The 18,385-nt window shown below is 60.0% G+C and carries 12 protein-coding genes, 1 tRNA gene and 1 other RNA gene; 7 read left to right on the forward strand and 7 right to left on the reverse strand.

Features of this window, described 5'->3' with window-relative positions:
* The first annotated feature begins 23 nt into the window (after positions 1-23).
* Complete coding sequence (locus ACWHRL_RS08280; protein WP_447895979.1) at positions 24-1,001, forward strand: NADPH:quinone reductase; 978 nt, start codon at positions 24-26, stop codon at positions 999-1,001.
* A 76-nt stretch (positions 1,002-1,077) separates the two neighbouring features.
* Here the strand turns inward: ACWHRL_RS08280 and ACWHRL_RS08285 are convergent, their stop codons facing one another.
* Positions 1,078-1,725 (reverse strand): TenA family protein, encoded by a 648-nt coding sequence (locus ACWHRL_RS08285; protein WP_447895980.1) that lies wholly within the window; start codon positions 1,723-1,725, stop codon positions 1,078-1,080.
* Positions 1,726-1,989: 264 nt separating this feature from the next.
* On the opposite strand from ACWHRL_RS08285, the gene ACWHRL_RS08290 reads away from it, so the two are divergent.
* From ACWHRL_RS08290 to ACWHRL_RS08300, 3 genes are all read left to right on the forward strand, one after another.
* Positions 1,990-3,840, forward strand: coding sequence for an SLC13 family permease (locus tag ACWHRL_RS08290; RefSeq protein WP_447895981.1), 1,851 nt, complete (start codon positions 1,990-1,992; stop codon positions 3,838-3,840).
* A gap of 78 nt (positions 3,841-3,918) precedes the next feature.
* On the forward strand, positions 3,919-4,677 hold the full coding sequence (locus ACWHRL_RS08295) for a DeoR/GlpR family transcriptional regulator (RefSeq protein ID WP_447528735.1): 759 nt from the start codon (positions 3,919-3,921) through the stop codon (positions 4,675-4,677).
* A gap of 494 nt (positions 4,678-5,171) precedes the next feature.
* Positions 5,172-5,396: a hypothetical protein gene (locus ACWHRL_RS08300; protein WP_447528736.1), complete on the forward strand. Its 225-nt coding sequence runs from the start codon at positions 5,172-5,174 to the stop codon at positions 5,394-5,396.
* Between the two features lie 92 nt (positions 5,397-5,488).
* Here ACWHRL_RS08300 and ACWHRL_RS08305 read toward each other — a convergent pair whose 3' ends face one another.
* From ACWHRL_RS08305 to betI, 5 genes are all read right to left on the reverse strand, one after another.
* Positions 5,489-7,129, reverse strand: coding sequence for a glycerol-3-phosphate dehydrogenase/oxidase (locus ACWHRL_RS08305; RefSeq protein ID WP_447895982.1), 1,641 nt, complete (start codon positions 7,127-7,129; stop codon positions 5,489-5,491).
* 264 nt (positions 7,130-7,393) lie between these two features.
* A complete protein-coding gene (locus ACWHRL_RS08310) occupies positions 7,394-9,883 on the reverse strand; it encodes an acyl-CoA dehydrogenase (protein WP_447895983.1) in 2,490 nt (829 codons plus the stop codon).
* A 334-nt stretch (positions 9,884-10,217) separates the two neighbouring features.
* Positions 10,218-11,909, reverse strand: a complete 1,692-nt coding sequence (gene betA / locus ACWHRL_RS08315) for a choline dehydrogenase (protein WP_447895984.1) — start codon at positions 11,907-11,909, stop codon at positions 10,218-10,220.
* Positions 11,910-11,957: 48 nt separating this feature from the next.
* Positions 11,958-13,427 (reverse strand): betaine-aldehyde dehydrogenase, encoded by a 1,470-nt coding sequence (gene betB, locus ACWHRL_RS08320; RefSeq protein WP_447895985.1) that lies wholly within the window; start codon positions 13,425-13,427, stop codon positions 11,958-11,960.
* A gap of 31 nt (positions 13,428-13,458) precedes the next feature.
* Positions 13,459-14,049 carry a transcriptional regulator BetI gene (betI, locus tag ACWHRL_RS08325; protein ID WP_447895986.1) on the reverse strand — a complete coding sequence of 197 codons (591 nt, stop codon included), beginning with the start codon at positions 14,047-14,049 and terminating at the stop codon, positions 13,459-13,461.
* Positions 14,050-14,255: 206 nt separating this feature from the next.
* On the opposite strand from betI, the gene ACWHRL_RS08330 reads away from it, so the two are divergent.
* From ACWHRL_RS08330 to ffs, 3 genes are all read left to right on the forward strand, one after another.
* The gene (locus tag ACWHRL_RS08330) at positions 14,256-15,188 is read left to right on the forward strand and encodes a choline ABC transporter substrate-binding protein (protein WP_447895987.1); all 933 of its coding nucleotides are present in this window, start codon (positions 14,256-14,258) and stop codon (positions 15,186-15,188) included.
* 123 nt (positions 15,189-15,311) lie between these two features.
* Positions 15,312-15,388 (forward strand) — tRNA-Met (locus ACWHRL_RS08335).
* Between the two features lie 51 nt (positions 15,389-15,439).
* Positions 15,440-15,536, forward strand: an RNA gene (gene ffs / locus ACWHRL_RS08340) — signal recognition particle sRNA small type.
* Positions 15,537-15,742: 206 nt separating this feature from the next.
* Here the strand turns inward: ffs and ACWHRL_RS08345 are convergent.
* Positions 15,743-18,334 (reverse strand): tetratricopeptide repeat protein, encoded by a 2,592-nt coding sequence (locus ACWHRL_RS08345; protein ID WP_447895989.1) that lies wholly within the window; start codon positions 18,332-18,334, stop codon positions 15,743-15,745.
* Positions 18,335-18,385 lie beyond the last annotated feature (51 nt).

Consider the following 18,385-nt stretch of genomic DNA (forward strand, 5'->3'; position numbering starts at 1 on the left):
GATGAAGAAGGGAGTGTACGTTTATGGCCAAGCGGATCGAGTTTGCAACCACCGGTGACTCGCAAGTGCTCGAGGTAAAGGATGTCGACCCTAAAGCGCCGGGCAAGGGCGAGGTTCGTATTGCCAACAAGGCCGTGGGGCTCAATTTTATCGATATCTACTTTCGCACCGGGCTTTACCCGGCGCCCTCCATGCCCTCCGGGCTTGGCACGGAAGGGGCCGGCGTGGTGGACGCGGTGGGTGACGGCGTGAGTCATTTGAAAGAGGGCGACCGGGTGGCCTACGCCCAAGGGCCGCTAGGTGCCTACGCCGAGCTTCATGTGCTCCCCGCCGACAAGGTCATCAAACTGCCCGAGGGTATCGACTTCGAAACTGCCGCGGCGAGTATGCTCAAAGGTCTGACCGTTCAATACCTGCTGCGCCAAACCCAAAAGCTCGAAGGCGGCGAGACGATTCTTTTTCACGCCGCCGCCGGTGGGGTGGGCTCCATTGCCTGCCAGTGGGCGAAGGCGTTGGGCGTGAAGCTGATCGGCACGGTGAGCTCGAAGGAGAAAGCCGAGCTTGCCAAGGCCAACGGCGCCTGGGCGACGATCAACTACGCCGAGGAGAACGTGGTCGAGCGCGTGCGCGAGCTGACCGATGGCCAGATGTGCGACGTGGTTTACGACTCGGTGGGTAAAGATACCTGGGAGATGTCGCTTGACTGCTTGAAGCCGCGCTCGCTGATGGTGAGCTTTGGCAATGCGTCGGGGCCGGTCGATGGCGTCAACATCGGTATTCTCAATCAAAAGGGCGCGCTGTTCGTGACCCGGCCAAGCCTTAACGGCTATGCCGACACCCGGGAGCGCTTCGAGCAGATGTGCAGCGAATTTTTCGAGATGATCGAAAGCGGCAAGATCAAGATCGACGTGGCCAATCGCTACCCGCTCGAAGAGGCCGGCAAGGCCCAGGATGCGCTGCAAAGCCGTCGAACCACCGGCTCCACCATTCTTCTTCCCTGATCCTGGGTTGGAGATTTTCGAGAACAAAAGCCGCCCTGGGGCGGCTTTTGTCGTTTTAACGCGGCGGCTTTGAGGGTTACTGGTCGGTATCTTCGTAGACCATATCGAAAAAGCGCTGCTCGATGTGGCTTGCCTCGACAAAGGGGGCGCGCAGGCTCTCGAAATCGCGTTCGGCACCGACCCGGTTGAGCTCGGTGCGTAAAAAGTCCACCCAGCGCACGAAATCCTCATCGCTATGAATCACGATCCAGTCGCGGTGTTCGGCGCGTTCGGGCAGCGGCTGCTTGGCGCGCTGGGCCCAATCGAGGTAGAGCCATTCAGCCACCACCAATACGACCAGAATCAGCGCGTAGTCCTGGGATTGGCAGGCCTTGTCCATGAGCGCAATGAAGGCCTGGGTGGGCTCGGCATGGGGCGGGTTGCGCCACTGCGCCTCGGCGACGCCGAGTGCCTGAAAGGCGTCGATGAAATAGCGGTACTCGCCCCCGGCCACGATGGCTAGCTGGCGCGCGTGGGTGAGCCGCGCCTCGGGGTCATCCGCGGCGCACACCGCCGCGCCCAGTAAGCGTACGAAGGTATCGCAAAAACAAAAATCTTGAACCAGGTAGCGCGCGAACGCGGGATCAGCGATGTCGCCGCTGATCAGTTCATCGACGAAACGATGATTGACCGAGGCATCCCAGTAGGGGGCGGCCGCTTCGCGCAAACGTTGACACAAATCCATATGAACGTCCTTTCAGTGGTGGGGGCTTTGGGCGCTCGTAAGGGGAGCGCTCATTGCCCGATTGATCGGCTTAAGTGTAAGCGCGGCAATGGGCCCGCGATAGCCGGTTTTAAAGCGGGGCCGCCATTGGCGCCCCGGGTATGAATACCCTATGGCTTCGCCCGCTAATTAATAAGTTAACTTGCGCCGTGTTTTGGGTTAAAAGATCAATAGATTACATACCACGCGGCAACCGTGCCAGGTGGTAAAAGGAGACGTTGTTCAATGGCGATCGAGTCGCTCGGACTGGCCCCCAGTACGCTCATTTTCATCATCCTGGCACTGACACTGGCGGCGTTCATTTGGGGCCGCTTTCGCTATGACCTGGTCGCGCTGACCGCGCTTTTGAGCTCGGTCATGGTGGGCCTGGTGCCGGCGGATGCGGCTTTTTCAGGTTTTGGCCACCCGGCGGTGATTACCGTCGCTGCGGTGCTGGTATTGAGCCGCGGTTTCGAGCGCTCCGGGGTGGTCGATATCATCGCCCACCAGGTCATGAAGGCCGGTGAGCGCCTGATGCTGCAGCTTTTGGTGCTGGTGGGCACGGTCGTGGTGCTCTCGGGAATCATGAATAACGTCGGCGCTTTAGCGCTACTGTTGCCGGTGGCCATGCGCCTGGCGCGCGAGCACAATACCTCGCCTTCACTTTTGCTGATGCCTCTGGCATTTGGTTCGCTACTGGGGGGGCTGACGACGCTGATCGGTACGCCGCCCAATATCATCATCGCCGCATACCGGGGCAACATTACCGGCGAAAATTTCAGCATGTTCAGCTTCTCGCCGGTGGGCGTGGCAGTGGCGCTGGCGGGCCTTGCCTTTATCGTACTGCTGGGATGGCGCTTTACCCCCAAGCGCAATAGCCAGGCAGGCTCTGCGGACATGTTCGATACCGCCAACTACCTGGTCGAGCTAAAAGTCGCCGAGGAATCCAAAGCCAACGGGTTAACGCTTCAACAGCTTCGCGACGAGTTGGACGAAACGATCCCGGTGCTTGCCGTGGTGCGCGATGATAGCCGCCTCGCGGGTTACTCGTTTCACGGCGTGCTCAAGCAGGGCGATATTTTATTGCTCGAAGCCGGTCCGGACGAGCTTCAGCTACTGGAGGACAAGGTGGGCTTGAGTGCCGTGGCGGAGCTTGACCAGGACGCGCCGGAGGGGCAAACAAGCCAGGGTGAAGAAGAGCCCGATCCGCAGGACGACGAGCCGGTCGACACCGAAGGCCTGCAGCTTGTCGAAGCGGTGGTACGCAATGATTCGATGATGATCAACCGCAGCGTGCGCCAGCTTCGCCTCAACCATCAGTTCGGTCTTCATCTGGTGGCCGTAGCGCGCGATGGCGGCCGTTTGAAGCAACGCCTTCGCGATATCCGCTTTCAAACCGGCGATGTATTGCTGCTTCAGGGCAGCGAAAAGGAGATTGGCTACAGCCTCTCGACGCTTGGCTGTCTGCCGCTTGCCAATCGTGAGCTGCACCTGGGCCAGCCGCGTAAGCTTGCCGTGTCGTTGGGAATTTTTGCGCTGGCCATTGCCGCCATGTTATTTGATTTGCTGCCCGCCGCGGTCGCCATGAGTTCGGCGGCGCTGGTGTCGCTTTTGATCGGCGTGCTGCCGCTTCGAGAGGGCTACCAGGCCATCGACGGGCCGGTGATCGTACTGCTGGCCGCCATGCTGCCGGTGGGCGAGGCGCTCGAAACCAGTGGTGGGGCGGACATCATCGCCAACGCGCTTTTATATTTTGGCGCCGATTGGCCCGTCGTCATCTCCCTCGTGGGTCTTTTCATCCTGTGTATGCTGCTCTCCAACATCGTCAATAACGCCGCCGCGGCGCTTTTGATGGCGCCGATCGCGGTGAGTTTGGCAAATGGTTTCGACGTCTCTTTAGAACCTTTTTTGATGGCCGTGGCGGTTAGCGCTTCCTGCGCCTTCCTGACGCCTATCGGGCATCAGTCCAATACCTTGGTGCTCGGCCCCGGCGGCTACCGTTTCAGCGACTACTGGAAGCTGGGTCTGCCGCTTTCGATCGTGGTCATGGCCACCGCTATCCCCGTAATTCTGCTAGTGTGGCCTTTATCCGGCTAGACGCCTGCATTTTTGAACCCGTGAACACGGCCAGCCGCGCGATAGCGCGCCTGGCCACCTGTATAAAAGGCTCGGCCCATGAATCAACAGTACCGCCAGGACGCCATTGTCGAACTGGTACGCCAAAACGGCTACGTGAGCATTGAGCAGCTTACCGAACACTTCGCCGTCACCCCGCAAACCGTTCGTCGTGATCTCAATACGCTCTCCGACGAGGGGCGCATCCGCCGGGTACACGGGGGAGCGGGGGTGGAGTCGAGTACGGTGAATACCGCTTACAGTACGCGTAAAACCCTCCATCTGGGTGAGAAAGAGCGCATTGCGCAGTGCGTGGCCGCGCACATTCCCGACCACGCGTCGCTTTTCATCAATATCGGTACCAGCAACGAAGTGATCGCCCAGGCGCTTTTGGAGCACAAGGGTCTCGAGATCATCACCAACAATTTGAACGTGGCCGCTATTTTGCAGCGTAAAGAGGATTTTTCGGTGATCATTGCCGGCGGCCAGGTACGCTCGCGCGACGGCGGCATCATCGGCGAGGCGACCATCGACTTCATCAATCAGTTCAAGGTGGATGTCGGCATCATCGGCATTAGCGGTATCGACGAAGACGGTTCGCTCCTCGAATTCGACTATCAGGAAGTGCGCGTCGCCCAGGCCATCATCGCCAACTCACGGCGGGTGTACCTGGCGGCGGACTACTCCAAGTTTCACCGCAACCCGGTGGTTCGCCAGGGCAACATTGCCCAGCTCGATGCGCTATTTACCGACCGCCAACCGCCAGAGGCCATCATTAAGCTGCTGGGCGAGCACGGTGTCGAGCTGCACGTTGCCTGAAATACGCATCGGTTTCTTGAAACCCTATTTCAAAAAGTTTTGAAACAGAGCGTTTAAACGCCGCCTCGAAACAGCATTGGCCGATTACATTTAAAAAGTATTGAACGTCGCTCTTGATCCTAATAAAGCCGTCACTCTAGTGGCGGCTTTTTATTCGATTTATGTACTCGTAAACGCACTTTTTTATAGCACAACGCCAATAAAACGGCCGTTTGAAAGTAATCGACATCAATAGCGCTCAACAAGTGTTGGTGTAGTCGAGTTACAACCCCGGCCCCTGCCAATGATTGATTGTCGGCGTTACCGACCTCAGCCATAGTCACTTCATGGCTTTGAATAACGCATCCCCCAAAGCCCGGCGCTTGGGCTTTATAAGCCAATGCGCCTCATTAGGACACTGCGAGGTCTACCGCCCCGCGGGCGTCGGCGCCTCACCCAGGGCGCTCGAAAACTCTTTTAAACCCGTAAGCGGTAACAACGTCAAGAGGTGGTTTATGAACTGTATCGAATTGAATCAACAAGCCGATCGAATTGCCAGCACGTTCAGCAAGCAAGAGCTTGCCAAACTGGTACTGGCACTTAAAAGCCAGGGCGAGTCACTTCAACAGGCGGTCGAAGTGATCGACACGATCGATACACGCGCGGGCTACTCGATGGAACAGGCTTGGGAAGAAGTGCTTGCCCAGGACTCCCAACTGATCGTCGAAGACGAAGAATAGGCGTGTCGAAGACTAAGAGTCGAGTAGTGACCAGCGCGGTAACTAAAAAAGCCCCTTGAAGGGGCTTTTTTTATCGAGCGCTTTATAGAATTTTAATGGGTCAACTCCGCCGGCGGGTGTGTCGTGTCCGGATTATTGTCGAAGTAGGCATTGAAGCGCGCCTCGGCATCGTCGCCAAACAGTACCTCGCAGGCCTTTTTGAGGCCTTCGGAGCGTGCCAGTTCGTCGCGGTGGACCACCAGCGACACCTTGGCGCGGCGGCGCAGGAAGTCTTCGAGCTCGGTGATCATTTCGTGATCGCGGGCGTACTCGAGCTCGCAGCGGATGTATTCGGTTTTCTCGATGAGGATCTCCGCCTCGGTGGGATCGGCCTTGATCTTGTCGAGCATGGCGAAGGCATCCAAACCGTAGCGGCGCCACAGCCGTGAAGAGAGCTTCTCCGTCGAGGTGGCCGGGGTCAGTTTGTCGAGCTCCATCTCGCTTGCTTGCTGCATGAACGACGCTTTTACATCATCGCTTGGCTCGCCGTACCAAAGCTTGTTGGGAGCGCTCAGCTCGACCCCGAGTCTGGTTAGCTCGTCGGCGATCTCTTCGCCCACGTTCAAGCAATCGGTCAGTTTGCCGCCGAAGATGCTGATGTGGGCGCTCTCTTCGTGGGTGTCGATCACGTGTTTGCGCGAAAGCTGCAGGAAGTCGCGCTCCTCGTCTTTCTCGGCTTTGACTGCCAGCGGGCGCACCCCGCACCGGGTAGAAACGACATCGTCCTGGGTGAGCGGCGCCTTAAGCGTCAAACGCGAGTTGATATTTTCGAGAACGAACTGAATATCTTCCTGGGTGACCTCCGGGTTGGGGTGCTCCATGTGCGTATCCGTGGTCCCGATGCAGGTACGGTTGCCCATGGGAATCACGAAGAACAGCCGCCCGTCGTTGGCGAAAAACGCCAGTACGCGCTTGGTCTTGGTCAACTGCGGCACGATTAGGTGGATACCCTTGGAGTACATGTGCTGGTGCGAGGTGGTTTGCTTTGTCAGCGCGTTGTGCTCGTCGACCCAGGGGCCGGCGGCGTTGATCAGCACTTTGGAGCGAATATCGAAGGTGGCGCCATTCATCGCGTCGCGGGCTTTCGTGACCCACATGCCGTTTTCGCGCTCGGCACCGAGAGACTCCACATAGTTGACCGCCACGGCGTCGAACTTCATGGCCTGACTCACGAAGTTGAACACGAAGCGGGCGTCGTTATCGTAGAGGTAGGCATCCGAGTACTCGAAGCCGCCTACAGCGCCTTCGGTTTGAATGATCGGCTCTTCCTGTTTGATGTTTTTCGGCGATAAAAGGTTGGGGCGCTTGGTGAAGCCGTTACCCATCAGCCAGTAAAGCCAGGTGCCCGCCCATAGGTAGTACGGGGAATGGCGAAAGCCCTTGGTAATGGTCGTGAGAAAGCGAATTTCCTTGACCGTAGACGGGTAGCTTTTAATCAAGTGGTTGCGGCTTTTACAGAGCTTGCGCACCAGCCCGAAGTCGTTGGACTCCATGTACTTGATACCACCCCACACCAGGTTGGACGAGTGCATGCTGGTGCTGCCGGCGAAATCCCCGCGGTCGATCAGGGCGACTTTCGCGCCTTTCCCCGAAAGGGCAGCGGCGGCGGCCGCGCCGTTGATGCCGCCGCCGATAATCAGCGCGTCATACTCTTCATTGGGCAGCTTTTCGAGATTGCGAGTTCGAAGCGTCATAGCGGTTACCGTCAGGTTTAGGCGTGGGGCCGAGGCGTAAAGCCGCGCTTTATTTTCAATAACGAAACTATAGATGATCGATTCCGAACATTCAACGCGTTTAGCCCCGCTCGCCGGTCAACCTGGCAGCCCCGGTAAACGAGGGTTCGAAACTCTTAGAAAAGAGCAGCGTACGTCTGGTACGCGACAGCGCGATGACGTGCATAAAAAAAGCCGGCCCTTGGGCCGGCTTTACCGTTTAGTAGCGTTCGAGCAGCGGGCTTTCTATTTGATGCTGGCCTCTTCGCTAACGGCCGGGGCTGGTTTGGCGGCCGCGTTGTGGTTGATCAGCGTCGACTTGTTGGTTGCGAACTCGTCGTAGGCGAAGTCGTCCACGGTGAGCATCTCCAGCACCTCTTTTTCGAAGATGTGCATGAACTCGGCGTCCTCTTCGCTAACGATACCCGATTCCAGGCCCGCTACGACACGCGCTTCCGGATGAAGCGCGGTTTGCGGTAGCTCGCCTTTGGCGTAGGCCTTGTTGACCGTGCGATAGATCTTCTCGGCGCGCTCGTAGTCCACCAGCAGGGCGTTGTAACGCGCCAAGGGGTTACGCTGTTCACCGTCGTCCTGATCCCAGGTGTTATGCAAAAGCTTGGTGCGCAGCGCGCTGTGAGTCGAGACCCGGTGAGCGATATCGCGGGCGAAATCGTCGTGGGGTTTGTCCCAGCGCCGGCCAGAGGGCATCACCACGGCATTGAGCACCTTGCCAAGCGCGCGGTTGGGCAGGTTGTCGAAGATTTCGACGAACGCCTGCTCGGCGCGGTGGAGCAAGAAGCGGCAGCTATAGTGCAAGAGCGCCTCTTCACCTTCGACCTTGTCACCGGCCTGCCACTGCTTGAGTACCATGGAGGCAAGATAAAGGTTGGAGAGCACATCGCCCAGGCGCGCCGAGAGCATTTCGCGCTTCTTAAGCGCCGAGCCCAAACTTGCCATGGCGGCGTCGGCGCACAGGCCAAAGCCTGCCGAGAGCCTAGCGATATCCTGGGCGTAGGCAGCAGCAGGGGCGTCAAACGGCACGCCGGGTTTGCCAATGCCGATGCCCAGGGTCAGGGCGCGGGCAGCATTACCGAAAATCAGCCCGGCGTGTTTGAAGAACGCCGTATCAAACGCCTTCATGTCGTTGGCGTCCTTGGCGGCCAGTTCTTCGAGTACGTAGGGGTGGCAGCGGATCGCGCCCTGGCCAAAGATCATCAGGTTACGCGTCATGATGTTCGCACCTTCCACGGTGATCGCCACCGGGTTGGCGCTGTAGCCAATACCCAAGTAGTTGCGCGGGCCAAGCGTAACCGCTTTACCGCCATGCACGTCCATGGCGTGGCTTAGAATCTCACGCTGGAATTCGGTTAGCTGGCTTTTCAGAATCGCCGAGGGCACCGCGGGCTTCTCGCCGTGATCGATCAGGTTAGCGGTCTGGTAGACCGTGGCCTGGGCGATATAACCAAGAGCGGCCATTTTAGCCAGCGGCTCCTGCACGCCTTCCATCTCGGCGACCGGCACGTTGAATTGGCGACGCACGCGGGTGAAGCCGCCGCTCCAGCCCAGCGCATAGCGCGCGGTACCGGTAGCGCCAGAAGGCAAGGTGATGCAGCGCCCAATGGAGAGGCACTCGACCAGCATGCGCCAGCCCTGACCGATCATGTCCTGGCCGCCAATGATGGTATCCAGCGGTACGAATACATCGTGTCCCTTGATCGGGCCGTTCATGAAGGGGCTGCCGATCGGATGGTGGCGACGGCCGATTTCCATACCGGCGGTGTCCCGGGGGATCAACGCCAGGGTAATGCCGCGATCTTCTTCGTCACCCAGCAGTTTTTCCGGGTCGAACAGGCGAAACGCCAGGCCCACGACGGTGGCGATCGGTGCCAGGGTGATCCAGCGCTTTTCGAAGTTCAGGCGTACGCCGAGCACTTCCTGGCCATCGATGGTTTGCTTGCAGACCACGCCGGTGTCCGGAAGCGAGGTGGCGTCAGAGCCCGCGCGCGGGCCGGTCAGGCCAAAGCAGGGGATTTCGCGGCCATCGGCCAGGCGCGGCAGGTAGTGATCCTTTTGCTCTTGAGTGCCGTACTTGAGCAGCAGCTCACCCGGGCCTAGCGAGTTGGGCACGCCCACGGTGACCATCAGGGTCTCGTTGGCCGAGAGCTTTTGCAGTGCCATGGACTGGGCCTTGGCCGAGAAGCCCAGACCGCCATACTCTTTCGGGATGATCATCCCGAAGAAGCCCTCTTTTTTCAGGTAGTCCCAAAGCTGCTGGGGAAGATCAGCACGCTCGATGGAGATATCCCAGGCATTACACATGCCAGCGGCCTTGGCGCACTGAACGTCCAGAAACGCCTGCTCGTCTTCGCGCAGACCTTCGTCTTTATAGTTTAACAGCGTGTTCCAGTCGGGCTTGCCGGAGAAGAGCTGGCCATCCCAGGCAACGGTACCCGCTTCGAGGGCGGTGCGCTCGGTGGCGGATACTTTCGGCGCGACTTTTTTGAACGTGGCGAAAATGCGCGGCGTGAGCCACAGCCGACGAAGCGGAGCGAGGCCCGCCGCCGCGACCAGTAGCGCCGCGATGATGAGGATAAAGCCGGTGACCGGTGCCTCGAACACCAGACCCACCAGCCCCAATACCGCGAGTACGCCGATGGCCGGGGCCGCACCGGCTTCGCGGCGCATGACCACCAGCAGGCCTATCACAGCCAGCACTATAAGCAGTAGCGTGAGCATGGAATTTCTCCTTTTTGTTTATGCAGAGTCTTCAAGCGTGGTTCGTTCAGGGCTTTTTGTACAAACCTGTTTTTGCAAAACGGGGGTTCGGGGCAGCGCCCAGGGTACGTATTTAAACGAATGTTTGAATAGTGGCAGACTAGCGCTGCTTTGCGCAAGTACTACACGAGTACTACACAAATACTACGTGAATACTGCTCCAGTACTGCTCAAGTGCCACTATACCCTGCGGTGGCTTGATCTCTTTATAGTGGGCCCGATGGTGGCTGCTTTCTTGATGTCGTGGCGTGGATAGGCAAGCTTAAGAAGGGCGCGCAGGCGAGCCAAGCAGGTATCAGCAGGGTAATCGTTCGGCTCGTTGCCTGGCCGGGGCGTTACCGGCCACGAAGTAGCCGACGTTTTCCCGCGGCAACGGGGCGCGGCCGCGAATACGGTCGGCGATTTTCTCGGCCAGCATGATCGTCGGCGCGTTGAGATTGCCGGTCGGAATCAGCGGAAACAGCGAGGCATCGACCACGCGCAGCCCTTCGATGCCGTGGACCCGGCCTTGACCGTCGGTCACCGCATCGTCCCCTTCGCCCATCCGGCAACTGCCGCAGGGGTGATAGGCGGTTTCGGCGTGCTCCTTGATGAACCGGTCCAGCGCCGCATCGCTTTGCGTGTCTACCCCCGGGGCGACTTCCCGACCACGGTAGCGGTCGAACGCCGGCTGGGCGATGATCTCCCGGGTCAGCCGAATAGCGTCGCGAAACTCCTCCCAGTCCTTCTCTTTGGACATGTAGTTGAACAGGATACTGGGCGAGGCGGTGGGGTCTTTCGAACGCACCTGAATACGCCCGCGGCTTTGCGAGCGCATCGAGCCGACGTGGGCTTGAAAGCCGTGGGCCTGAACCGCGCTTTTGCCGTTGTAACTGATAGCGATGGGGAGAAAATGGTATTGCAGGTTGGGCCAGGCTTCTTCTTCCCTGGAGCGAATGAACCCGCAGGCCTCGAACTGATTGCTGGCGCCAACCCCGGTACCCTTGAAGAGCCACTGGGCGCCGATTTTGGGCCGGTTGTACCATTTGAGCGCTGGGTAAAGCGAAATCGGTTCTTTGCATTCGTACTGAATGTACATCTCCAGGTGGTCCTGTAGGTTCTTGCCGACGCCGGGCAGGGCGTGAACGACCTGGATATCCAGGGCTTTCAAAAGTGCCGGGTCGCCTACGCCGGAGCGCTGGAGTATCTGCGGCGAGGCGATGGCGCCGCCGCACAATAGTACTTCGCACTTGGCGCGCACGCGTTTCTCTTCGCCTTTTTGCCGATAGCGAACGCCCGCGGCGCGCTTGCCTTCGAACTCGATCACATCGGTCAGCGCGTGGGTTTCGATGGCCAGGTTGGCGCGTTTTTTGGCGATGTCCAAATAGCCACGGGCGGTGGAGGCGCGCCGCCCTTTGGGGGTGACGAAGCGGTCCATCGGGCCAAAGCCTTCCTGCTGGTAACCATTGACGTCCTCGGTCTCCGGGTAGCCCGCCTGTTTGGCCGCCTCGATGAAGGTGCGGTAGAGCACGTTATTGCCCGGCCCCGGCGTGGTGATGCTGACCGGGCCGTTGTCACCGTGATAGGGGCTTGCACCGGTGTCTCGGGTTTCGAATTTTTTGAAATAGGGCAGGCAGCTCAGGTAGTCCCACTCTGCAAGGCCCGGCTCTTTCGCCCAGTGGTCGTAATCCAGGGCGTTGCCCCGGATATAGCACATGCCGTTGATCAGCGACGACCCGCCCAGGCCCTTGCCACGACCGCACTCCATGCGCCGGTTATCCATATAGGGCTCCGGGTCGGTCTCGAACGCCCAGTTGTAGCGCTTGCCCTGAAGCGGAAACGCGAGGGCGGCCGGCATCTGAGTGCGAAAATCGAGGCGGTAGTCCGGCCCGCCCGCTTCCAGCAGCAGCACACTGACGCCGTCGTCTTCGGTCAAGCGTGTGGCCAGCACGTTGCCCGCCGAGCCCGCACCGATGATGATGTAGTCAAATTCGCGTTGCCAAGCCATGCATACCTCCCGAAAGTCGAGTAACGAAGCAGGATTAAAACGCCGTATTCAAAACACCGACTCGAACGGCCCCATCTCGATCTGCACCGATTTGAGCTGGGTATAGTGGTTAAGCGTTTCGACCCCGTTTTCACGGCCGATGCCCGAGGACTTATAGCCGCCGACCGGCATCTGGGAAGGGGAGTCGCCCCAGGTGTTGATCCAGCAAATACCCGCCTGCAGCTGGTGAATCACCCGGTGGGCCTGGCTGAGCCGTTCGCTGAAAACCCCCGCCGCCAGCCCGTAAGCGGTATCGTTGGCGCGGCGAATGACCTCGTCTTCGTCATCGAAACCAAGCACCGACATCACCGGGCCAAAGATCTCCTCCTGGACGATGCGCATGTCATCGGTGCAGTCGGTGAAAATGGTCGGTACCGCCCAGGCGCCTTTTGTGAACGGCTCGTGATCCCAGGCGCTGCCGCCTGCCAGTACCCGCGCGCCTTCCTGTTTGCCAAGCGCGATGTAGGCGAGCACCTTCTTTTGGTGCTCGAAGCTTACCAGTGGGCCGAAGTTGACCGTGGGGGTGAGCGGGTCGCCGGCGCGGATACGCGCGACGCGCTCGAGTAGTTTGGCTTCGAACGCTTTTTTGACCGAGCGCTCGACGAAGACCCGCGTGCCGTTGGTGCATACCTGGCCGCTGGAGTAGAAGTTCGCCATCATTGCAGCATCGGCGGCGCGATCAAGCTCGGCATCCGCGAAGACGATGAGCGGCGACTTGCCGCCAAGCTCCATGGTGACGTCTTTGAGGGTGGAGCCCCCGGCGGCGGCCATTACCTTCTTGCCGGTCTCGACCTCGCCGGTGAACGAAATTTTGGCGATCCCCGGGTGCTCGGTCAGCATCGCACCCACGCGACCATCGCCCTGCACCACGATGAAAACGCCGTCGGGCAGACCCGCTTCGGTCAAGATTTCCGCCAGTTTGATGGCCGTGAGCGGGGTGATCTCGCTTGGCTTGAAGACTACGGCGTTACCCGCGGCGAGTGCCGGGGCGGCTTTCCAGCAGGCGATTTGAATCGGGTAGTTCCAGGCGCCAATCGCGCCGATAACACCCAGCGGCTCACGCCGTGTATAAACGAAGGAGCTTTCGCGAAGCGGAATCTGACTGCCTTCGATCGCCGGGGCCAGGCCCGCGTAGTACTCCAGCGCATCGGCGCCGGTGACGATATCGACGCTCGATGTCTCGCTGATCGGCTTGCCGGTGTTGAGCGTCTCCAGTTCAGCGAGCTCGTCGTTACGCTCACGCAGCAGCGCCACCGCGCGCAGTAAAATCCGCGCGCGCTCCATGCCGGTCATGGCCGCCCAGACGCGTTGACCCATTTGGGCCGCCTCGACGGCGCTATCCACGTCGCTCTGGCTTGCCTGACCAATGGTGGCAAGCGTTGCGCCATCGAACGGGTTGGTAACGCTAAAGACTTCGCCGGAGGAAGCCTCTTTCATACGACCGTTGATATATAGAGGGCCGGTGGGATGCACGTTCATGGAAGACTCCTGCAGGTAGGGCGCTATCGAATCAGTGGGGTAGGCCAAGTAGGCGGTCTCGCTGGGCCAGCGCCAGGTCCCGGGCGCTTTCGACGTCGAGCCCATCCGGGGTAAGGGCGCCGCGTAGCCAAAGCCCGTCGATCAAAGCGGCTAGGGTGCGCGCGGCGTTTTGCGCCTGCGCCCGGGGCATTGCTTTAAGAAACTGGCTGCACAGGTTGGCGTAAAGTCGCCGGTCGTTGACGTTTTGTAGGCGAGCAAGCGCCGGGCGGTGCATGCTGCTGGCCCAAAACGCCAGCCAGGTTTTAGCCGCGGGGCCACTGACCTGAGAGCGGTCGAAGTTACCTTCGATGATCGCGCCGATATGTGCGCGAGCACTACGCTCGGTCAGTGCCCGGCGCCGTTTGGCGACCGCCTGGCTCAGGTCGGTCAAAATCTGGCGCATGGTGGCTTCCAAAAGGCCGTCCTTGCCGCCGAAGTAGTGGCTGATAATGCCCGCGGATACCCCCGCATGGCGGGCGATACGCAGGATAGTGACCTCAGCGAGGCCAACTTCGTCGATCGCGGTCATGGTGGCCTCGATTAACTGCTGACGGCGTATTGGCTCCATTCCCACTTTGGGCACGATGACCTCCTGGATGACGATTTAGACCGGCGCTTTTAACGGTGAAACTCGTGAAAGCCCCAAAGCTTCGTCTTGAAATTCCCGTTGGGGCATGGTCACCTGAGTATCGTGGCATTTATTAATTGAACGTTCAATCAATAAAAACGAAGTGACCAACGCCCCCCAACGCTACTACGCTAAGAACCTCACCCATCAGGAGATAAGTCATGAGCTACGCAAACAAGGCTAAATGGAGCGCGCTTGTAGTGCTGACCGCACTGCCCGCCGCCGCGATGGCCGATGAGTGCACGACCGTACGTTTCGCCGAAGTGGGATGGACCGATATTACCGCGACCACCGCCATGGCAAGCGAAGTGCTCGACGCGCTGGGCTACGAGCCCCGGGTCGATACGGTATCGGTGCCGATTGCGTATGCCGGTATGCGTAATAACGACTTCGACGTATTTTTGGGTAACTGGATGCCCTCCATGGCCTCCATTAGCGACCCCTACGTTGAAGACGGTGATGTGGTGCGCCTGGTGGCGAACCTGGAAGGGGCAAAGTACACCCTGGCCGTTCCGCAGTATGTTTATGACGCCGGGGTGACCTCGGTCGAGGACCTGGCCGAAAACGCCGAACGGTTCGATTCCCGCATTCACGGTATCGAAGCCGGTAATGACGGTAACGAAATGATCGAGCAGATGATCGAAGACGACGCCTATGGCTTGGGTGAATGGCAGGTCGTCGATTCCAGCGAGGCGGGTATGCTCTCCGAGCTCAACACGCGCGTGCCCAACGAAGAGTGGATGGTGTTTTTGGGTTGGGAGCCGCACCCCATGAACACCAACTTCGATATGGCGTACCTTTCTGACGCCGACGACTACTTCGGCCCGAACCTGGGCGGGGCAACGGTGCACACCAATACCCGGGCCGGCTTTATCGAAGAGTGCCCCAACGTGGGCGAGCTTTTAGGCAACATGACGTTCACGCTCGAAATGGAAAACCAATTGATGGCCGAGATCATGGATGAAGGCACGGACCCCCGCGAGGCGGCCCGGGCGTACCTTGCCGAGCACGACGACGTTCTCGAGCAGTGGCTCGAAGGCGTCACCACGCGCGAAGGCGACGAAGCGTTGCCCGCTGTTCGTCAGGCGCTCTAATATTTTTGCAGCGCAAAAAGCAGAAGTGCCCGTGATTTTAAACATTTAGTGTAAAAGGCAGGCCGTTATGGCTTGCCTTTTGTCATCAAGGTGGGCATAATCTGCACCCGCTGATGAGGCAAAGGCTACGTAGCTCAGCTGGTTAGAGCACATCACTCATAATGATGGGGTCCCCTGTTCAAATCAGGGCGTAGCCACCACATCGCGCACGATAAAGCTAGCACGCCAAGGCTTTATCGCTATGGTGGCCCCTTAGGTCCTCCCGCAACGCGAAACTGCAAACCCCGCCAGGCCCGGAAGGGAGCAACGGTAGCGGTGGATGCGTGTGCCGGGATGTGGCTTTTGGGGCCGCCTCCATTTCTGACGTTCCCCCCCCCGTTATCAAGACCTCGATCCTTGGCGCTAGAACGCCCTCGTGACGCTTATCCGTACATTGGCAACGTCTTTGTGTGCGATCGGCGAAACGCTTTACGCGATCGCACACAAGGTTATTCATCGAAGCCCAAAACCGTATGTCGTGCCATTTCTAACGATTGGGTGAGCACGTTAACGTCTCAATCTTCAAAGACGGTTTCCAGTTCATTATCGATGGAGGCAAACGCGGCCTCATCCGTTAGCAATTGGCGTAGCGTTTCGACGGCCAGCTGGCCCTCGTTATCGATCAGGTTATCGAGCCATAGCAATGCTTGCTGCTGATTGGGGTTCTCGAAGCCCCGCGCCAGGAGATAGGCCCTGGCCAGGGCGAGGCGAGCAGTGCGGTGTCCCTGGCTTGCCGCCTCATAGAGGTAGCTGGCACCCCGATCGACATCCTGCTCTATGTTGTCCCCGTTGAGGTATTCACGGCCAAGCGATGCCTGGGCGCCCGCGTGACCTCGATTGGCGGCGTCCAGGAGTAGCTCATGGCCTTTCGGTACATCCTGGCCGATAGCACCCTGACCACGCATATAAGCAACACCCAGTTCGGCGCGTGCATAGAGGGCGCCTGCATCACTGGCCTGTCGATACCAGCGCTCGGCAAGCTCTGCATCCTGTTCGACCACGTCACCGTGCTGGTAGGCATCGCCCAGCACGTAGGCGGCATGGGTAGCGCCGGAGGCGGCCGCCTCGTTGAGCAGTTCAAGGCCCCGCGCCACATCTTGCTCGGTGTGTGAGCCGGTCAAGTAGGCTTCCCCCAGATCCTGGCGGGCGCCCGCATGGCCTCTGGAGACGGCGGTTTCCAGGTAGTCGATACCTCGCGCGCTTTCGCCCCGCTCGAGATACATGCGGCCAAGGGTTGCCCCGGCGCCGGCATGGCCTGCCTGGTGGGCTTGCTCTAGCCAGCGCTCGGCCTGCGCCTGGTCTTGCTCCACCCCATTACCTTCGAGATAGGCGCGACCAAGGTTGGCCATGGCGCTGGGCTGCCCACTTCGGGCGGCGGCGATGAGCGCCTCGATATCGCCTTCGGCCCCCAGGTCGCGCTGCACGTAGGCGAGGGCGTCGGCGGCGGAGGGGTGGCCTGCCTCCTGCGCTCGGGTCAGCCACCGCCTGGCCTCGTAGAGATCGCGCCGGACGCCGTTTCCTTCTCGATAGGCACGACCCAGCAATACCATGGCATAGCCATCCCCCTGTTCGGCGGCCTGGGTGATCAGTCGAATGCCCTGGGACGCATCGCCTGGCAGCGCGCCGTCGAGATAGGCTTCGCCGAGGATGGTCATCGCGGTGGTGTCGCCGCTCTGGACGGCGCGTGTCAGCAGCTCCTGGCCTCGATCAGGCCGTGAGGGCAAGACATCGCCGGCCAGGTAGGCCTCACCAAGCAGACGCATGGCGCCGGTCTGGCCTTGCGCGACCGCCTCCTGGAGTAGCGTTTTGGCGCGTTCGGGGTCTCTTGTCACGCCCCGGCCCTCCAGGTAGGCGGCGCCGAGTTGCTGGGTCGCCCATGGGTGGCCCAGTTCATGGCTGCGCTCCAGATAGTCCGCGGCGACGGTAGGTTGGCTTTCGACCCGCTCGTCATCCATGTACAACGCACCAAGCTGGGCCAGGGCCAGCGGGTCGTCATTTCCGGCCGCTTGTTCGAGCAGATCAATGCCGCGGGGTAGGTCGTCAAGGCCTGCCTGGCCTTCGACGAGGGCGCGACCGAGAATCACCCGAGCATCGTTGGAGCCCGCTTGGACGGCCTCGCTCAGCCACCGTTCAGCGCGATCCGGCGCCGAGGGTCGACCATCGCTTCCGGGCGTCAACAGCGCCAGGCCAAGGTAGGTCATTGCTTCGACGTTACCCTGGCGTGCGGGCTCTTCCAATAACGAGATGCCCAACCGGTATTCGCCGGCGTTGGCCAGCGCCTGCCCAGCCCGGGCCCGGTCTTCAAGATCACCCAGTTGGGCCGCTTGCTGCAACCACTGGATGCCCTGATCGGATTGGTCACTGAGCAGGCCGTCCGAGGAGTAGAGCGATGCCAACTGAAACATGGCGTCGACATCGCCCTGGCTTGCGTTGACCTCGAGCTTACTGGCGTAACGCTTGGCGTAATCCATCGACCGTGCGGTGTCTTCTTCTAACCAACCGCCGGGTGCGTGCGCTTGGGCCAATGCCTGCAGCGCCTGTTCCTTATCTTGAGAAGCCTCTTGCTCGTATAGCTCGCGGGCCAGTTCAGGGTCCGCTTGCACGCCTTCGCCGCCTTCGGACAGCAGGGCGGCAAGGTCGACTTCCGCTGTCCGGTCGAGGTTGGCCTCTTTGGCCTGCCAAAGCAGATGATAGGCGAGCACGTCGTTACGTTCTACGCCACGACCCTCTCGATAGAGCTGTGCGAGGTTGAGCGAGGCATGACCACGGGTCGAGGAAGGCCGGTTAATGGCCTCGCCATAAAGGCGTGCCGCCTCGGTGTAATCCTGTTCGACGCCGAGTCCTTGTTCATAAAGCTTGGCTACCTCGTAAAAAGCCGGCGGCACATAGCGCTCCATCAAGGGGTCCAGGTACGCGATGGCCTCATCAAAGCGGCCCTCTTCGATGCGCTCCTGGGCGAGGTTGATTCTCTCCCAATCCGAGCCGCCCGTATCGACTTCTGACGCATTGGAGAACCAGCCGACATAGTGGGCAGGAACGGGGCCTGCATGTTCTCCGACAGGCGCCTTCTCGGTGGTGACGGCGCAGCCAGCAAGCCATGCTGACAAGGTTAACGCTGCGGCCAGCTGCAGCGTAGGTCTGTATGGCATCTTGATCGT

Source organism: Vreelandella sp. GE22 (assembly GCF_968212445.1).

Coding starts and splice junctions, on each gene's coding strand:
- betB (WP_447895985.1), bottom strand. CDS start 13,427: ATGAACGTGCATCCCACCGGCCCTCTATATATCAACGGTCGTATGAAA.
- ACWHRL_RS08330 (WP_447895987.1), top strand. CDS start 14,256: ATGAGCTACGCAAACAAGGCTAAATGGAGCGCGCTTGTAGTGCTGACC.
- ACWHRL_RS08290 (WP_447895981.1), top strand. CDS start 1,990: ATGGCGATCGAGTCGCTCGGACTGGCCCCCAGTACGCTCATTTTCATC.
- betA (WP_447895984.1), bottom strand. CDS start 11,909: ATGGCTTGGCAACGCGAATTTGACTACATCATCATCGGTGCGGGCTCG.
- ACWHRL_RS08285 (WP_447895980.1), bottom strand. CDS start 1,725: ATGGATTTGTGTCAACGTTTGCGCGAAGCGGCCGCCCCCTACTGGGAT.
- ACWHRL_RS08310 (WP_447895983.1), bottom strand. CDS start 9,883: ATGCTCACGCTACTGCTTATAGTGCTGGCTGTGATAGGCCTGCTGGTG.
- ACWHRL_RS08295 (WP_447528735.1), top strand. CDS start 3,919: ATGAATCAACAGTACCGCCAGGACGCCATTGTCGAACTGGTACGCCAA.
- ACWHRL_RS08280 (WP_447895979.1), top strand. CDS start 24: ATGGCCAAGCGGATCGAGTTTGCAACCACCGGTGACTCGCAAGTGCTC.
- ACWHRL_RS08305 (WP_447895982.1), bottom strand. CDS start 7,129: ATGACGCTTCGAACTCGCAATCTCGAAAAGCTGCCCAATGAAGAGTAT.
- ACWHRL_RS08300 (WP_447528736.1), top strand. CDS start 5,172: ATGAACTGTATCGAATTGAATCAACAAGCCGATCGAATTGCCAGCACG.